The 17,079-nt window shown below is 53.3% G+C and carries 17 protein-coding genes; 15 read left to right on the top strand and 2 right to left on the bottom strand.

Annotated features, from left to right (window positions below; genetic code table 11):
• Positions 1–288: 288 nt before the first annotated feature.
• Together QZH36_RS10905 and QZH36_RS10900 are read left to right on the top strand one after the other, a co-directional pair.
• The gene (locus QZH36_RS10905; RefSeq protein WP_301730201.1) at positions 289–1,260 is read left to right on the top strand and encodes a hypothetical protein; all 972 of its coding nucleotides are present in this window, start codon (positions 289–291) and stop codon (positions 1,258–1,260) included.
• A 325-nt stretch (positions 1,261–1,585) separates the two neighbouring features.
• Positions 1,586–1,873 carry a HigA family addiction module antitoxin gene (locus QZH36_RS10900; RefSeq protein ID WP_253455458.1) on the top strand — a complete coding sequence of 96 codons (288 nt, stop codon included), beginning with the start codon at positions 1,586–1,588 and terminating at the stop codon, positions 1,871–1,873.
• Between the two features lie 383 nt (positions 1,874–2,256).
• On the opposite strand, the gene yghU is transcribed toward QZH36_RS10900, so the two are convergent.
• Positions 2,257–3,123, bottom strand: a complete 867-nt coding sequence (gene yghU / locus QZH36_RS10895; protein ID WP_253455456.1) for a glutathione-dependent disulfide-bond oxidoreductase — start codon at positions 3,121–3,123, stop codon at positions 2,257–2,259.
• 199 nt (positions 3,124–3,322) lie between these two features.
• Here yghU and QZH36_RS10890 point away from each other — a divergent pair, with 199 nt between their 5' ends.
• From QZH36_RS10890 to QZH36_RS10835, 12 genes are all read left to right on the top strand, one after another.
• Positions 3,323–4,006: a DNA-3-methyladenine glycosylase I gene (locus QZH36_RS10890; RefSeq protein WP_253455454.1), complete on the top strand. Its 684-nt coding sequence runs from the start codon at positions 3,323–3,325 to the stop codon at positions 4,004–4,006.
• Between the two features lie 280 nt (positions 4,007–4,286).
• The gene (prfC, locus tag QZH36_RS10885; RefSeq protein ID WP_253455451.1) at positions 4,287–5,876 is read left to right on the top strand and encodes a peptide chain release factor 3; all 1,590 of its coding nucleotides are present in this window, start codon (positions 4,287–4,289) and stop codon (positions 5,874–5,876) included.
• 291 nt (positions 5,877–6,167) lie between these two features.
• Entirely contained in the window at positions 6,168–6,782 is a 615-nt protein-coding gene (osmY, locus tag QZH36_RS10880; RefSeq protein ID WP_125290474.1) for a molecular chaperone OsmY, read from the top strand.
• A 105-nt stretch (positions 6,783–6,887) separates the two neighbouring features.
• Positions 6,888–7,049, top strand: coding sequence for a DUF1328 domain-containing protein (locus QZH36_RS10875; RefSeq protein ID WP_071995405.1), 162 nt, complete (start codon positions 6,888–6,890; stop codon positions 7,047–7,049).
• A 406-nt stretch (positions 7,050–7,455) separates the two neighbouring features.
• The gene (locus QZH36_RS10870) at positions 7,456–8,487 is read left to right on the top strand and encodes a patatin-like phospholipase family protein (RefSeq protein ID WP_253455449.1); all 1,032 of its coding nucleotides are present in this window, start codon (positions 7,456–7,458) and stop codon (positions 8,485–8,487) included.
• Positions 8,484–9,254, top strand: a complete 771-nt coding sequence (locus QZH36_RS10865) for a TatD family hydrolase (RefSeq protein ID WP_301730199.1) — start codon at positions 8,484–8,486, stop codon at positions 9,252–9,254. The genes QZH36_RS10870 and QZH36_RS10865 overlap by 4 nt, the downstream gene beginning before the upstream one ends.
• Before the next feature lie 356 nt (positions 9,255–9,610).
• Entirely contained in the window at positions 9,611–9,883 is a 273-nt protein-coding gene (locus tag QZH36_RS10860; RefSeq protein WP_301730198.1) for a hypothetical protein, read from the top strand.
• Between the two features lie 761 nt (positions 9,884–10,644).
• Positions 10,645–11,424, top strand: coding sequence for a deoxyribose-phosphate aldolase (gene deoC / locus QZH36_RS10855; protein WP_301730197.1), 780 nt, complete (start codon positions 10,645–10,647; stop codon positions 11,422–11,424).
• 103 nt (positions 11,425–11,527) lie between these two features.
• Entirely contained in the window at positions 11,528–12,850 is a 1,323-nt protein-coding gene (deoA, locus tag QZH36_RS10850) for a thymidine phosphorylase (protein WP_301730196.1), read from the top strand.
• A 61-nt stretch (positions 12,851–12,911) separates the two neighbouring features.
• Positions 12,912–14,135: a phosphopentomutase gene (deoB, locus tag QZH36_RS10845; RefSeq protein ID WP_301252413.1), complete on the top strand. Its 1,224-nt coding sequence runs from the start codon at positions 12,912–12,914 to the stop codon at positions 14,133–14,135.
• 55 nt (positions 14,136–14,190) lie between these two features.
• Positions 14,191–14,910 (top strand): purine-nucleoside phosphorylase, encoded by a 720-nt coding sequence (gene deoD, locus QZH36_RS10840; RefSeq protein ID WP_125290481.1) that lies wholly within the window; start codon positions 14,191–14,193, stop codon positions 14,908–14,910.
• Between the two features lie 200 nt (positions 14,911–15,110).
• Complete coding sequence (locus tag QZH36_RS10835) at positions 15,111–15,299, top strand: hypothetical protein (protein ID WP_301730194.1); 189 nt, start codon at positions 15,111–15,113, stop codon at positions 15,297–15,299.
• Positions 15,300–15,330: 31 nt separating this feature from the next.
• Here QZH36_RS10835 and QZH36_RS10830 read toward each other — a convergent pair whose 3' ends face one another.
• Positions 15,331–15,984, bottom strand: coding sequence for a YtjB family periplasmic protein (locus tag QZH36_RS10830; RefSeq protein ID WP_253455437.1), 654 nt, complete (start codon positions 15,982–15,984; stop codon positions 15,331–15,333).
• A 108-nt stretch (positions 15,985–16,092) separates the two neighbouring features.
• On the opposite strand from QZH36_RS10830, the gene serB reads away from it, so the two are divergent.
• Positions 16,093–17,070: a phosphoserine phosphatase gene (gene serB, locus QZH36_RS10825; protein ID WP_125290483.1), complete on the top strand. Its 978-nt coding sequence runs from the start codon at positions 16,093–16,095 to the stop codon at positions 17,068–17,070.
• The last annotated feature ends 9 nt before the right edge of the window (positions 17,071–17,079 follow it).

Below are 17,079 nucleotides of genomic sequence, written 5' to 3'. Positions count from 1 at the left end.
TTGAATATAGAGCATAGTGCAATGCATGGCTACAATGGTATTGGGACGACTACGAAGCCGTTAGTTAAACCAGCTGCTGTGATAAAATCGGGTTTGACGAAAGAGCAATGGCTAAACTCTCTTGAAAGACATTATAATAATCCAGAGCTAAAAAATATTCGAAGTGATGTTCATTTAATTACAAGCTCTGGAAAAAAAAGGACAACTTCTGGCGAAAAATGTGACGGCGGCTCAGGCTTGGGATGTTACAAAAAACTGGGCTAAAGAAATTAGATGTGGAGGTAAATAATGGAAAGAAAGCGAATTTATGCAGTGGATAGCACAGTTTCAGTTACCCATGCAGGTTTAATTTTTGATAATAAAAGCATTGATTTGAAATCATTTTTTCCACAGGGATTTAAAGGTAAGGTTATAATAAATTTTGAACAAGTAGAACACTTAAATGAAAGCTTTTCTGCTATGAAAGGAGATGTTTTATTAATTTCAAAAGATAAAATACACTCTACTGTTAACTTCAATTTAAAAACGAATGATAATAAAATAAATAATCATTATAATGAGGATTTTTCTATAAGTGTTCTCGGAGAGAAATATTTACTTGTTTTTAGCTCAATTGATGTTCCCTATATCGCCAGAGGTCCTGTTCCTGAATCTAAAAAAGAATACGTGGAATCTTCAAAGATATTAAATTTATATGTAATTATTTCAGGTGATCATAATGTTTCATTTGAAAGAAACGAATCACAAGTTTTTGATGCATATGGAACTTTAGGCTTTGCAATATTAGATGTTAATGAGTTTGATAAGTTTATATCTCCAAAGATCAGCTCTAACGATTTAATCGAAGAGTTTACTACCACCGAGATAGCAAATGAACTCTTTGATGAAGGTTTAATGATTCTAAGTTGGGGACATACGCCATGGGTGTATTATATTAACTCTGGCAACTATGAAGACATAGATAGTTTAATTGGGGTAGATACTGGCTACTGTGGTTTCTATAAATTTAAACCATCATCTCAAATGTATAGTGTTATTCCTGGTAATGAATTAAGAGATTGGAATAATTGCAAAAACAAAAGATGGCCAGTAATTGAGATAAATAGTAGTGGTGATTATGTTCTTTTAAAAATTTATGTCAAGAATGCTCTTTCACAAAGTGACAGTGATTATCCTATCCCTACTTTCTATTTGAAGCGTTTTGATGAAAAAATTCAAGATATAGAGCCATTACTACAATCAAGTATTCTGGATATTTAATTTTATATTTTTATTTATAAATTTATATCAAATGATAAAATGTTATTAGAGGTAGTTAGCATAGGTAGGCTATATTATTAAATTAGGTGGTCTGGCTGGATCACTTTTTTAATATTTAGGGGTTCGTAATCGTTTTTTATTATGTTCTTATTAATATAATCCGGTTGAGCAACCTCCCGCTTCTACTATTCAGGCGCAGCCGCCATCTATCGGCGCCTGCTTATTTAATTTGCGAGCCGTCTCGCAAGAAAGAGCATCAAATATTTTTATTTAATGCAGCGGCAGTAATATAGCCCTCAGGAATAGCAAGCATTGAGGGAACAATATGAAAGTAATCACAGCCGTTCATCCGGGGATTATCCTGCGGGAATATCTGGGCGAGATAACGGTTTCTGAAGCCGCCGCCGCGCTGGATATCACCTGCGAGACGCTTTCCAGCCTGCTAAGCGGGCGGTCAGGTATTAACGCCGATATGGCGCTGCGGCTGGAGGTCGCGTTGGGAACCAGCCCCGTTATGTGGTTAGCGATGCAGGCTGGATATGATTTGCTGATAGCGTCTCAGCAGCGCCGGCCCTATATTAAGCCCCTGATAAAACCCGTGCAGTGTCATTAGGATTGCCGAATTTTAATAATTGAATAAAGCCGGGGGATTTAAGGGGTAATTAAAGGTATAATTAAAGGGTAATTAAAGGGTGGTTAAGGGGTAATTACAGGGCTGATTGCTAAGTGACTGCTCCGTTATAGCTGGTTTATCCTTATTATTTCTTGTATTTTTTTATTATTTGTAGCAGGTTAATATTTAAGTGTATTTGCGCCGTATACCTTATAGCGTAGCGTTCCTGATAAGATAAATTAGTAAAAATATTTTTCAGGTTGCCAACTGCTAAATTATAGCCACGAAAAGATGCTTGCATATTAAAATAACGCGCTGACTGGTCATTGGCTGCAAAGCGACCCGTAGCGCTGTAATAATCTGCGCGCTACGGGCCTGGCCTGTTACTTCGCCAGCTTGTCTTCGGTACGCAATTCAAAATCAGAGGCATCGTGGCGCTCGTGCAGCTGTTCGGCTGGCTCGCCCCAGGTGCGGTTGACGATGCGGCCACGCTGAACGGCAGGGCGCTGTGCAATTTCATCGGCCCAGCGTTGCAGGTTCTTATACGATCCTACATCCAGGAACTCGGCTGCGTTGTACAGATCGCCCCGAACCAGCGCGCCATACCATGGCCAGATGGCGATATCAGCGATGGTGTAATTTTCACCCGCAATATAGCGGTTCTCCGCCAGCTGGCGATCCAGCAGATCGAGCTGACGTTTGGCTTCCATGGTAAAGCGGTCGATGGCGTATTCGATTTTTACCGGCGCGTAGTTATAAAAATGACCAAAGCCACCGCCCAGGTAAGGTGCAGAGCCCTGTAGCCAGAACAGCCAGTTCAGCGTTTCGGTACGGCCTGCCGGATCTTTTGGTAAAAAGTGGCCATATTTCTCTGCCAGATAAAGCAGGATGGCGCCGGATTCAAACACGCGGGTCGGTGGCGTGGTAGAGACATCCAGCAGCGCCGGGATTTTAGAGTTCGGGTTCACTTCTACAAAGCCGGAAGAGAACTGATCGCTGTCGCCAATGCGGATCAGATGCGCATCGTATTCGGCATCGTTAACGTTCAGCGCCAGCAGCTCTTCCAGCAGGATAGTAACCTTCTGGCCGTTAGGCGTACCCATAGAATAGAGCTGCAAAGGGTGTTTGCCGATTGGCAGAATAGCTTCGTGGCGCGAACCGGCGGTCGGGCGGTTAATGCTGCCCCAGGTGCCGCCTGCATTTTTGTTCTCCGACCAGACTTTAGCCGGCTGATAATCGTTGCTGCTCATAAAATTTTCCCTTTTCACGGTTGGATGGCGTAGCGGGACTGACTTCTCGCTGTTAATGGTCTAAAAATAGCGTCGATTGCCGCACTGCACCAAAAGCGGTTGTTACAGCTGATGTCAGATATAGCACCGCTACCGCGCAGACGTTTATCTGGAAAGAGCGATCGCTACGGTAATTCAGATACTTCCGTAAGGAGAGAGAATGAAGCACGACAAAGCCGCATTAAAACAGGCGGGGCTGACGCTGTCCGAGGATGGTCGCGTGTGCTGTTACTGGCAACCGTCAATGCCGGACTATCACGATAATGAATGGGGCAGGCCGGTTGTGGACGATCGTCGTCTTTTTGAAAAAGTCTGCCTTGAAGGCTTTCACTCGGGGATGTCGTGGCAGCTCATCTATAACAAACGGGAAAATTTTCGTCGGGCCTTTGCCGACTTCGATTTTCATCAGGTGGCGACGTTCACGAAAGACGACGTCGCCCGGCTGATGGCGGATAAAAGCATTGTGCGCAATCGGGCGAAAATTCTTTCCACTATTAACAACGCGCAGCGGGCTATTGAGCTGCTTAACGAGGCGGGATCGTTGGCGGAGTGGTTCTGGCAGTTTGCGCCCGGGCCTGATGCCCGACCGGAAATTATCGATCTGGCGTACTGGCAGCAAACCAAAACGTCGCCGGAAGCGACAAAGATGTCAAAAGCGTTAAAAAAGCGCGGCTGGACATGGGTCGGGCCGGTAACCGCCTATTCGCTAATGCAGGCGCTGGGCCTGGTGAACGACCATCTGACAGGTTGTGAATGCCGTAGGGCGGTAGAGGCGGCAAGGGAAAAGGCCTGCTTGCCTTGTGCTAACCAGCACGAGTTAACATCGTACTCTGAAAAAGAATAAAAGGTACGGACCGATCAGGAGAGTGAGAAAATTGTCTGGTAAGCCGCCATCGCCGCTAGACGTAAAAAGAGACTTCGTCCTTTAGCGCCGCTGGCTTCCGCTGACGGGCGCACTTTTACGCCGCGCTTTGCGGCCTTTCTTCCATTTACGCCAGGCATTCGCCGTTGTGGATTGTGTATAGCGTCCGAATCGGCGAAAATGCCGGCCATTGATGATTAATCGCCTGTGTCTTCCTGCGCAAACCGCGCAGCGGCGGCACAGCACCAAACAGAGTTTTTTCATGTCAAATGCACCTTTTATGCAAGAGGTGGCTCGTCGCCGCACTTTTGCCATTATCTCGCACCCGGATGCCGGTAAAACCACCATCACCGAAAAGGTGCTGCTGTTCGGACAGGCGATCCAGACCGCCGGTACGGTAAAGGGACGCGGCTCCAGCCAGCACGCGAAATCCGACTGGATGGAGATGGAAAAGCAGCGTGGTATTTCGATCACCACCTCCGTGATGCAGTTTCCCTATCGCGACAGCCTGGTCAACCTGCTGGATACGCCGGGACACGAAGACTTCTCGGAAGATACCTACCGCACGCTGACGGCGGTCGACTGCTGCCTGATGGTTATCGATGCCGCTAAAGGCGTTGAGGATCGTACCCGCAAGCTGATGGAAGTCACCCGCCTGCGCGATACGCCGATCCTGACCTTTATGAACAAGCTGGACCGTGATATCCGCGATCCGATGGAAGTGCTGGACGAGGTGGAAAGCGAGCTGAAGATTGCCTGCGCGCCGATCACCTGGCCAATCGGCTGCGGCAAGCTGTTCAAGGGCGTTTATCACCTCTATAAAAACGAAACCTATCTTTATCAGTCCGGTAAAGGCCACACCATTCAGGAAGTCCGTGTGGTGAAAGGGCTGGATAACCCGGAGCTGGACGCCGCCATTGGCGAAGAGCTGGCGGCACAGCTGCGCGAAGAGCTGGAGCTGGTCCAGGGCGCGTCGCACGAGTTTGAGAAAGAAGCGTTCCTGAACGGCCAGCTGACGCCGGTGTTCTTTGGTACCGCGCTGGGCAACTTCGGCGTGGATCATATGCTGGATGGCCTGGTGGAGTGGGCGCCGTCGCCTATGCCGCGCGCCACCGATACCCGTACCGTTACCGCCGCAGACGAGAAATTCACCGGCTTCGTGTTTAAGATCCAGGCGAATATGGATCCGAAACACCGTGACCGCGTGGCCTTCCTGCGCGTGGTTTCCGGCAAGTATGAAAAGGGCATGAAGCTGCGTCAGGTTCGTCTGGGCAAAGACGTGGTGATTGCCGACGCGCTCACCTTTATGGCGGGCGATCGCTCGCATGTTGAAGAGGCGTATCCGGGCGATATCATCGGCCTGCATAACCACGGCACCATTCAGATCGGCGATACCTTTACCCAGGGCGAGAACATGAAGTTCACCGGTATTCCGAACTTCGCGCCGGAGCTGTTCCGTCGTATTCGCCTGCGCGACCCGCTCAAGCAAAAGCAGCTGCTGAAAGGGCTGGTGCAGCTGTCGGAAGAGGGCGCGGTACAGGTGTTCCGTCCCGTGCACAATAACGATCTGATTGTAGGCGCGGTCGGCGTGCTGCAGTTTGACGTGGTGGTGGCGCGACTGAAAAGCGAATACAACGTCGAAGCGATCTATGAGTCGGTCAACGTCTCTACCGCCCGCTGGGTGGAATGCAGCGATGCGAAGAAGTTCGACGAGTTCCAGCGTAAAAACGAGGTAAACCTGGCGCTGGACGGCGGCGATAACCTGACTTATATCGCGCCGACCATGGTCAACCTGAATATTACCCAGGAACGCTATCCTGACGTGGTGTTCCGCAAAACGCGCGAACACTAACAGGCAGCCTACATACGGTTACCCTGACAGGCGGCGCTTCGGCGCCGCTTTTTTTTGCCCGCTGTTGTTCAGATCCCACCTTACAGACTCATCTTAAAAAAATCCGCTTTTGCCCATTTATCCGCCATATCAACCACAAAGGGCAGCAGAATTCAGATCAGCGTCTATATTTATTTCAACAGGACGCAAAATATGTGGCGCGGTTGCTACAAAGCCTGACTACTGCAGTCACGCCGTTTGTGACTGAAAGCTCACAGTTGTGGGTGCATCAACCTAAGAAGGAAGAGATCGATGAACAAGACTAAGATTGCTAAAACTCTGATGGCTGCTCTGGTAGGTTCTGCACTGGTTAGTGGCGCTGCGATGGCAGAAGACACCACTACGCCAAAAGTACAGTCCACGACCGACAGCGCGGGTTCTAAAATCGATAGCTCTATGAAAAAAGTCGGTGGATACATGGATGACAGCGGCGTGACCGCCAAGGTGAAAGCTGCCCTGGTTGATAACGACGCTATTAAAAGTACGGATATCTCAGTCAAAACTCATGAAGGCGTCGTGACGCTGAGTGGTTTTGTCGCTTCTCAGGATCAGGCTGAACTGGCCGTTTCCGAAGCGAAAAAAATTGAGGGCGTAAAATCCGTCAGCGATAAACTACACGTTAAAGACAGCGCAAAAAGCAGCGTCAGCGGCTATGCCGGTGATGCAGCAACAACCAGCGAAATTAAAGCTAAACTGTTAGCGGATGACATCGTACCGTCCCGCAACGTGAAAGTTGAAACCACCAACGGTGTGGTTCAGCTTTCCGGTTCGGTAAAAACCCAGGCACAGTCAGATCGTGCTGAAGGCATTGCCAAAGCGATTGAAGGCGTCAAGAGCGTGAAAAACGATCTGGCGGTGAAATCGTAATACCGGCGCGGGCTGGCTATTACGGCCAGCCCGTGACGGCGCCGTCGTCAGGCAGAAATCAATAACAGATGATGTTCGATTTTAATATAGGGTAAGGAGAAGCTTATGTTTCGTTGGGGTATTATCTTTCTGGTTATCGCACTGATCGCCGCTGCATTAGGTTTCGGTGGTCTGGCAGGTACGGCAGCATGGGCAGCGAAAATTGTCTTCGTTGTCGGTATCATTATCTTCCTGATCAGCCTGTTTACCGGCCGCAAGAAGTTATAGCTTTAACGCTCTCCACGGCAGCGTCAGCGCTGCCGTGGGAAGAAACGTCTCGCCCGTCTGCATGTTCTCTCTTTTCCCCGTTTACTTCTCGCTGCATTTTTTCCTGTGTTCACTTCTCGCTGCATTTTTTTCCCACGTTCATGTCACGCTGCATTTCTTCACTTTTTTCCTGTGTTCACTTCTCGCTGCATTTTTTTCCCACGTTCATTTCACGCTGCATTTCGTCACTTTTTACCTGCGTTCATTTCACGCTGCATTTCATTACCTTTTTGCCCCGCGTTCATTTCTCGCTACACTTCGTCACGCTTTTCACTCCCCGCATTAACACTCATAGCAATAAGCGCCAAACCGCTGCCACTACGTGAGCGTATCCTCACCGCATTAGCTATCAGAGGGAGGGAGAAAGGTGGGCAGACGCATTCCGATTACGCTCGGCAATATTACGCCGCTGGCGCTGGCACCTTTTCATCCGGGCAAGCTCGCTCTGGTCTGTGAAGGCGGCGGACAGCGCGGGATTTTTACCGCAGGCGTACTGGACGAGTTTCAGCGGGTTGGTTTTAATCCTTTTGACCTGATGATTGGTACTTCCGCAGGCGCGCAGAACCTCTCTGCATTTATCTGCGGTCAGCCTGGCTATGCCCGGCGGGTGATCACGCGCTATACCACCAGCAAACTTTTCTTCGATCCGCTGCGCTTTGTGCGCGGCGGCCATCTGATCGATCTGGACTGGCTGGTGGATATTACCGCCAAAGAGTTTCCGCTGGCGATGACGGCGGGGGAAGAGGCGTTTTCCCGGGGGCGCGAGTTTTACATGTGCGCCTGCCGCAGCGACGACTATTCGCCCGGCTACTTTGCCCCCACCGCAGCGAACTGGCTGAACATCATCAAAGCCTCCAGCGCCATTCCCGGCATGTACCGACCCGGCGTCGATCTGGAAGGCATCAGCTACCTGGACGGCGGAATCAGCGATGCGGTGCCGGTACGCGAAGCGGCGCGGCGCGGTGCCGACACCATAGTCGTCATCCGAACCGTGCCGTCGCAGATGACCTATACGCCGCAGTGGCTGAAGCGCGTCGAGCGCTGGCTGGACAAAGGCGCGCTACAGCCGCTGGTTAATATCATGCACCTGCATGAAGAGAGCTACCGCCAGACCCAGCAGTTCATTAACGAGCCGCCTGGCGATCTGAATATCATTGAAATTTTCCCGCCGCGCGCGCTGGCAAGCATGGCGCTGGGCAGCCGCATCGCCTCGCTCAATCAGGACTATCATCTGGGCCGTCGCTGCGGCCGTTATTTTTTGGCTACAATAGGGCAGTGGTTGCAGGGTGAAGCACAGGCTACTGCGCCAGTGGTGCCGGACGTGCCGCCCGCCAATGAACCGGCGATCGTACCACCGGCGAGCAATGATGATGATTTTCCTGAAGGATCGCTGGCATGACTTTTGTCGATACGCACTGTCACTTTGATTTTCCGCCCTTCTGCGGCAACGAGGCGGAAAGCCTGCGGCTGGCGGCGGAAGCCGGGGTGGAAAAGATCATTGCGGTGGGCGTTTCGGCGGATCGTTTTGCCGGGGTGCTGGCGTTGGCGGAAAAGTATGCGCCTTTATACGCGGCGCTGGGTACGCATCCGATGGCGATTGCCGGCCATCAGGAAGCGCATCTGCAACAGCTGGAAAACCATCTACGGCAGGGGTCGTCGAAGCTGATAGCGATCGGCGAGATCGGGCTGGATCTTTATATTGAAAACCCGCAGTTCGACAAGCAGCAGGCGGTGCTGGAGGCGCAGCTGCGGTTGGCAAGGCGCTATGATTTACCGGTGATCCTGCATTCAAGGCGCACGCACGACAAGCTGGCGATGCAGCTGCGCAAGCTCGACTTGCCCGCGCGCGGCGTGGTGCACGGCTTTGCCGGTAGCGAGCAGCAGGCGTTAGCCTTTATCCGCGAAGGCTTTGCCATTGGCGTCGGCGGCACTATCACCTACGAGCGGGCCAGCAAAACCCGCAATGCTATTGCACGTTTGCCGCTGACCTCGCTGCTGTTAGAAACCGATTCGCCCGATATGCCGGTGCAGGGTTTTCAGGGCCAGCCAAACCGTCCCGAAAGAATCAAGCACGTCTGGCAGAGCCTGTGCGAGATCCGCGATGAATCGCCGCAGGAGATTGCCGACACGCTTCGCGAAAATACCCGCCAACTGTTTCGGATCTGAAGCTGGTATATACAGTAGGTCATTAACCGTCCATCCTGGCTAATGTACGGTTTCGAAACCTTTCCCGGCAGACCGGGCTGCTATCGCTGTGATACGTCAGGCCACCCTTTCACGGCACAATAATTGTGATTGCCATCATATTAATTCAGTTATTGCCGATCGTGTATTCCATATCCCACCTGATATCGCGCAAAATTAATTCCCAATCCTTTGTTTGATAATGTCTTTAGTCTTTATTTTTGACGAAAATTTCGCTGCTTGACGGTTTCCTGAATCAGGTGTAAAACTTTCTTTGCCTTGTTAAGACGTGAAAGGAAACTAATTATATTTCAGGTTGAAGTTAAAAGGATTTTATTATGGCTATTCGAGAAATTAGTGCTGAACTTTGGGGGGCTATTTCAGGGGGTAATGGATATAGCAATTATGAGGCTGGTGGTGCAGGTAAAAAAAATTCACGGCAATCAACTATACAGCGGGGAGCTGGCGTAGATATTTACAAAGATGTTAATGTTGACTGCCTGGTAGACAGAGGAATGGGTATAATTGGGGGGCTTAAAAAAGGCCCGGCGGGAATGATAAGCGGCATGGTTGCTAACAGCTATAAATCATGTGTAAGGGAACCTAACTGAAACTCAAACGGAGGGGGGAGCATTTCCCCGGGGCAATGTACCTGGTAAAGAAACAATCCTTAATAAAAATTGGGCATATAATTGTTATTATCGTGGGGTTTCAATTTGCATCAGCCATATTAAGTGGGATGGGCATTGTGTCCGCCTGGTGCCCGCTACCGCAAAGCTTTTCTCGCTGGGCAGTGATAATAATAACTTCTTTGGGCAGCATTCGGCTTTTAGATGATATCTTTGTTTTTCTTCTTAACAGATTAAATAAATCCGGTAGGGACAGTAATTATTGAAATGCCTGAATGAATCAGCCCATATCGCTCAAGGTCGCTTTGATTAGCGGCCTTATTTATTGAAAGGGCCATAAATAGCAGCACCATTAATGCTAACATTGATGCGGGCGGCGCGCAGTGTCATAACCTGTGACGTAGTTATTTCATAATTCGTGGATCCCATGCTGCTGGCAGAGAGGTTTATCAGGCAGGGCATCCATAATTATCGTCTGAAGAAATATGCCTGATGTTATTCTCCGCCAGTGAATAACGTCGTTTCTCAATGTTACTATCATAACATTTTGTGATGTCCGATCGGCGGGCCTGTACCCTGTATTCCGGCAGTCTGGTGTGATTTCTGTCCGGTTTGCGCTACAATTACGGCAACAGCAGCGGCCTCAATGTGAAAGCTATCACAGACGAAGCCCGGAACGAATGTTACTATCCTAACATTGTCCCTGTGCTGCGCCCACGCCAACCGCCTTTTCGGAGAAAACCATGACTGATTTAACCACCGCCGCCGTTCGCGCGCTGAAGCTGATGGATTTGACCACCCTGAACGACGACGATACGGACGCCAAAGTGGTTGCGCTGTGTCATCAGGCCAAAACGCCTGTTGGCGAGACGGCGGCCATCTGCATCTATCCCCGTTTTATTCCGATTGCGCGTAAAACGCTGCGCGAGCAGAGCACGCCGGATATTCGTATCGCTACCGTGACTAACTTCCCGCACGGCAACGACGACATCGAAATCGCACTGGCGGAAACGCATGCCGCTATCGCCTACGGCGCTGATGAAGTGGACGTAGTTTTCCCTTACCGCGCGCTGATTGCCGGTAACGAAGAAGTCGGCTACGACATGGTTTACGCCTGCAAAGAAGCCTGCGCCGACGCGGGCGTGCTGCTGAAGGTCATTATCGAAACCGGCGAGCTGAAAACAGAAGAGCTGATCCGTAAAGCGTCTGAAATCGCTATCGATGCCGGTGCAGACTTTATTAAAACCTCTACCGGTAAAGTCGCGGTTAACGCCACGCCGGAAGTGGCGGAAATCATGCTGCGGGTTATCGCCGAAAAAGACGTAAAGCACCAGGTTGGCTTTAAGCCGGCGGGCGGCGTGAAAACTGCTGAAGACGCGGCTATCTACCTGAAGCTGGCGGACGATATCCTGGGCGAAGAGTGGGCCGACGCGCGGCATTTCCGCTTCGGCGCCTCCAGCCTGCTGGCCAGCCTGCTGAACGCGGCCGGTCACGCTGGCGCAAAAAGCGATTCCGCTTACTAATCCACCTTCATAAACGGGTCAGCCCGCCTGCCGAAATAAGCGGGCGCCCGTCAACCCAGCCCGGACGCGACGGCCGGGCCATCAAACCTCACCAGGGGGTAACGTGTTTCTGCCACAGGAAATTATTCGTAAAAAAAGAGATGGTCAGGCGCTGAGCGAGGAAGAAATTCGCTTCTTTATTAACGGTGTACGCGATAATGCGGTATCGGAAGGACAAATTGCCGCGCTGGCGATGACCATCTGGTTCCATGATATGACGCTGCCGGAGCGCGTGGCGCTGACGATGGCAATGCGCGATTCCGGCTCGGTGCTGAACTGGCAGAGCCTGGGGCTGAACGGGCCGGTAGTGGATAAGCACTCTACCGGCGGCGTGGGCGATGTCACCTCGCTGATGCTTGGCCCGATGGTGGCGGCCTGCGGCGGCTATGTGCCGATGATCTCCGGGCGCGGCCTTGGTCACACCGGCGGCACGCTGGATAAGCTGGAGGCGATCCCCGGCTTCGATATCTTCCCGGAAGATCACACCTTCCGTAATATTATCAAAGAGGTTGGCGTGGCGATTATCGGCCAGACCAACTCGCTGGCGCCGGCCGACAAGCGCTTCTACGCCACGCGCGATATCACGGCGACCGTTGATTCCATTCCGCTGATCACCGCCTCGATCCTGGCGAAAAAGCTCGCCGAAGGGCTGGATGCGCTGGTGATGGACGTTAAAGTCGGTTCAGGCGCTTTTATGCCGACTTTTGAGCAGTCTGAAAGCCTGGCACAGGCGATTGTCGGCGTGGCCAACGGTGCAGGCTGCAAAACTACCGCGCTGCTGACCGATATGAATCAGGTACTGGCCTCCAGCGCGGGCAACGCGCTGGAAGTGCGCGAGGCGGTGCGCTTCCTGACCGGCGAATACCGCAATCCGCGCCTGCTGGAAGTGACGATGGCGCTCAGCGCCGAAATGCTGCTGTCAGGCGGGCTGGCGGCCGATCGCGACGAAGCCATGCGTAAGCTTCAGGCGGTGCTGGATAACGGCCGCGCGGCGGAAGTGTTTGCGCGCATGGTGGCCGCGCAAAAAGGCCCAACCGACTTTATCGACAGGCTGGACAGCTACCTGCCCGCGCCGATGCTCAGCAAAGCGGTGTATGCCGACCGGCCCGGCATCGTCAGCGCAATGGATACCCGCGCGCTGGGGCTGGCCGTAGTGGCGATGGGCGGCGGTCGTCGTCGCGCCAGCGACAGTATCGACTACAGCGTAGGGCTGAGCGAGATGGCGCAGCTGGGCGACAGCGTGGACGGCCAGCGGCCGCTGGCGGTGATCCACGCCGCCAGCGAAGCGAGCTGGCAGGAGGCCGCCGCCGCAGTGAAACAGGCGATAGCCCTGGCAGAAAAATCACCGCAGCCGACGCCAGTTATTTATCGCAGAGTGACGCAATAAACGGCATACTGTTCCGATCGATAAAATTTAGCTCATCGCGTTAACAACGCAGGAGACCACGATGAAACGTGCATTTATTATGGTGCTCGACTCTTTCGGCATTGGGTCAAGCAAAGACGCTCATAAGTTTGGCGATGAAGGTTCCGATACGCTGGGGCATATTGCCGAAGCCTGCTTTAAAGGCGAAGCGAATATCGGCCGCAAAGGGCCGCTGCATCTGCCCAATCTTACCGCGCTGGGCTTAGGCAAAGCGGCGGAGGCCTCTACCGGTAAGTTCCCATTGGGGCTGGATAAAGACGCTGAAATTATCGGCGCCTACGCCTATGCCAGCGAGCTGTCGTCGGGCAAAGATACGCCTTCCGGCCACTGGGAAATCGCCGGCGTGCCGGTGCTGTTTGACTGGGGCTACTTCACGGAAAAAGAGAACAGCTTCCCGCAGGCGCTGCTGGACGAGCTGGTAGAAAAAGCGGGCCTGCCTGGCTATCTGGGCAACTGCCACTCTTCCGGCACGGTGATCCTTGACCAGCTGGGCGAAGAGCATATGAAAACCGGCAAGCCGATTTTCTATACCTCTGCCGACTCGGTGTTCCAGATCGCCTGTCATGAAGAAACCTTTGGCTTACAGCGCCTGTACGATCTCTGTGAAATCGCCCGCGAAGCGCTGACCGAAGGCGGCTATAACATTGGCCGCGTGATCGCACGTCCGTTTGTGGGCGACAAAGCGGGGCATTTCGAACGTACCGGCAACCGTCACGATCTGGCCGTTGAACCGCCTTCGCCCACCATCCTGAAAAAGCTGGTGGAGGAAAAAGGCGGCGAAGTGGTCTCCGTGGGCAAAATCGCCGATATCTATGCGCACGTCGGCATCACCAAAAAAGTGAAGGCGACCGGGCTGGACGCGCTGTTTGACGCGACCGTACAGGAGATGAAAACGGCGCCGGACAACAGCATCGTCTTTACCAACTTTGTGGATTTCGACTCCACCTGGGGCCACCGTCGCGACGTGGCTGGCTACGCGGGCGGACTGGAGCTGTTTGACCGTCGTCTGCCGGAGCTGATGGCGCTGGTACAAGAGGGCGATATTCTGATCCTCACCGCCGACCACGGCTGCGATCCAACCTGGCAGGGCACGGAACATACCCGCGAGCACATCCCAATTTTGATTTACGGCCCGAACGTTAAGCCCGGCTCGCTGGGATACCGTGACACTTTTGCGGATATCGGTCAGACTGTCGCAACGTATTTTGGCCTGTCCGCGATGGAATATGGCAAAAGCATGCTGTAATCAGCGCAACGTAACACGCCGGTGCAAGCCGGCAAAAAGTAAATAAGGATAAAAGATGGCTACCCCTCATATTAACGCAGAAATGGGTGATTTCGCTGACGTGGTGCTGATGCCGGGCGATCCGCTGCGCGCAAAGCATATTGCGGAAACCTTTTTGCAGGATGCCGTGGAAGTCAATAACGTGCGTGGGATGCTGGGCTATACCGGCACTTACAAGGGCCGCAAAATCTCCGTGATGGGCCACGGCATGGGCATTCCTTCCTGCTCAATCTACGCCAAAGAGCTGATCACCGAATTCGGCGTGAAGAAGATTATTCGCGTAGGCTCCTGCGGCGCGGTTCGTGAAGACGTGAAGCTGCGCGATATCGTGATCGGTATGGGTGCCAGCACCGATTCCAAAGTGAACCGGATGCGCTTCAAGGATCACGATTTCGCGGCCATCGCCGATTTCGATATGGTGCGCGACGCGGTAGACGCGGCGAAAAACCTGGGCGTGGAAGCACGCGTCGGCAACATCTTCTCCGCCGATCTGTTCTATACGCCGGATCCGCAGATGTTCGACGTGATGGAAAAGTACGGCATCCTGGGCGTGGAAATGGAAGCAGCGGGCATCTATGGCGTGGCGGCGGAGTTCGGCGCGAAAGCGCTGGCTATCTGTACCGTTTCCGACCATATCCGCACCCATGAGCAGACCTCGGCGGCCGAGCGTCAGACCACGTTTAACGACATGGTTGAGATCGCGCTGGAATCCGTTCTGCTGGGCGATAAAGCCTGATTTAAGCGGCCGCTGCCCTCAGCGGCCATTGGCTAAAACCGGTCGGTGAACCGACCGGTTTTCCCGTAAAAGTATCTATTCATCTTTCCCGCTCGTTTTTTGCTATTGTCCTTTATCCTCAGACAATTAAGTGATAAGTATCTATTCATGGTGGGTCATTATGTCTGCAATAACGTCACTTTTGCTGCACGGCCCGCTTGATGCCGCCGCAGATTGCCCTCGATCCCGCCGTGCCGCGCGAGGTGTGGTTTCGGGCATTAGCTATGGCGCAGCGCTACTGGCAGATGATTGCCGCAGGCGCTGAATGGAGTGACGAGTTTTGCCGGATTGCGGCGGCTATGCAGCAGACGCTGAACGCGCTGCCGCCGCAGATTGAGCGAATGGCGTAAGAGGTGAAGGCCGCCCGGAAAAAAGCGACCGCTAGCTTTTATCCGCAGGCGCGTCGTCGCCGTTATCTTCTTTTACCGGACGGTTAGCGGTAAGCAGAAAGGGCGACTGCTGCCAGCGCGTGCGGCGATCCCGCAGCAGCGTACGGGTAAGGATAATGCCGATAGCCAGCGCCAGCAGCATCATCAGGCGCAGGATATTGGTGGTGTTATCGACCTGCCGCGAATCCGTCACCAGCACGTGGGTATCCAGCGTGACGCGCAGAAAACCGCGCGGCCCGTCAGCGCTGGCCAGCGGCTCCACCAGCTGATGGTTGAAGTAGCTGCCGGCCCGTTGTCCGTCCAGCGCCAGCCGGTCGCGCACGTTAATGGTTTCGCCGCTGCGCGCCAGCAGCGTGCCGCTGTCGTCATAGACCGATGCGTCCAGAATGCGGCTCTCTTTGGTCAGCTGTGCGAGAACATCGATAATCTTCTGATGGTTGTCATCGCTGTTTTCCATCAGCGGCGACAGGCTAAAGGCGACCTGGCGAGTCAGCGTGCGCGCCAGCTCCTCCACCTGCTCCGAGCGGGCCATCTGATGGCCCATGCTGAACCATGATGCGCCCTGCATCAGCACGACCAGCAGCGCCAGGCAGATCAGGACGATTACCGTGCGGTGCAGCCGAAATGTTAGTTTGGCTTTTGCCATTTTTGCCCTTCACCTATTGTCCGGAAACGGAACCGCATTTATGTTGCCAGAAGCGGGCGAGACAGGGTAGCCTCTTGCGTGATTAAACTGTCCCCTACAGGAGCTGTAATGCCAAATAGTCTGACCTGGTGCGACCTGCCTTCGGATGTCTCTCTCTGGCCGGGTTTACCTCTTTCCCTCAGCGGCGATGAAGTGATGCCGCTGGATTATCGCGCTGGCCGCACCGGCTGGCTTCTGTATGGGCGCGGCCTGAATAAAGATCGCCTGACGGCGCTACAGCACAGGCTGGGGGCGGCGATGGTTATCGTCAGCGCCTGGGCGGTGGAGGACTATCAGGTTATCCGGCTGGCGGGCTCGCTGACGCCGCGCGCGGCCAAACTGGCGCACGAAGCCGGGCTGGACGTGGCGCCGCTGGGCCGTATTCCGCACCTGAAAACGCCGGGTCTGCTGGTAATGGATATGGATTCCACCGCTATCCAGATTGAATGTATCGACGAGATCGCCAAACTGGCGGGCAGCGGCGAGCTGGTGGCGGAAGTGACCGAACGCGCGATGCGCGGCGAACTCGATTTTACCGCCAGCCTGCGCCAGCGCGTGGCTACACTTAAAGGCGCCGACGCCAATATTCTGGCACAGGTCAGGGCGGAAATGCCGCTGATGCCGGGTCTCAGTTCGCTGGTGCACAAGCTCCAGGCGCTGGGCTGGCAGGTGGCGATCGCTTCCGGCGGCTTTACCTATTTTGCGGAATACCTGCGCGATAAGCTGCGCCTTTCCGCGATTGTGGCGAACCAGCTGGAAATCCGCGACGGCAAGCTGACCGGCGAAGTGCTGGGCGATATCGTCGATGCGAAATACAAAGCCGAGACGCTGCGAAAGCTGGCGAAGCGCTTTGAGATCGCGCCGGAACAAACCGTGGCAATTGGCGACGGCGCCAACGATCTGCTGATGATCCAGGCGTCCGCGCTGGGCATTGCCTATCACGCCAAGCCGAAAGTTAACGAAAAAACAGAAGTTACCATCCGTCATGCTGACCTGTTAGGCGTGCTCTGCATCCTGACCGGCAGCCTGATCCATGAAGAACGCTAAGGGGTAGAT

This window comes from Erwinia wuhanensis (genome assembly GCF_030484085.1).
In the GTDB taxonomy this organism is placed as follows: Bacteria; Pseudomonadota; Gammaproteobacteria; order Enterobacterales; family Enterobacteriaceae; genus Erwinia; species Erwinia aeris.
The sequence above is the reverse complement of the archived record's forward strand: the minus strand, read 5'-3'. Positions and strand labels throughout refer to the sequence as shown.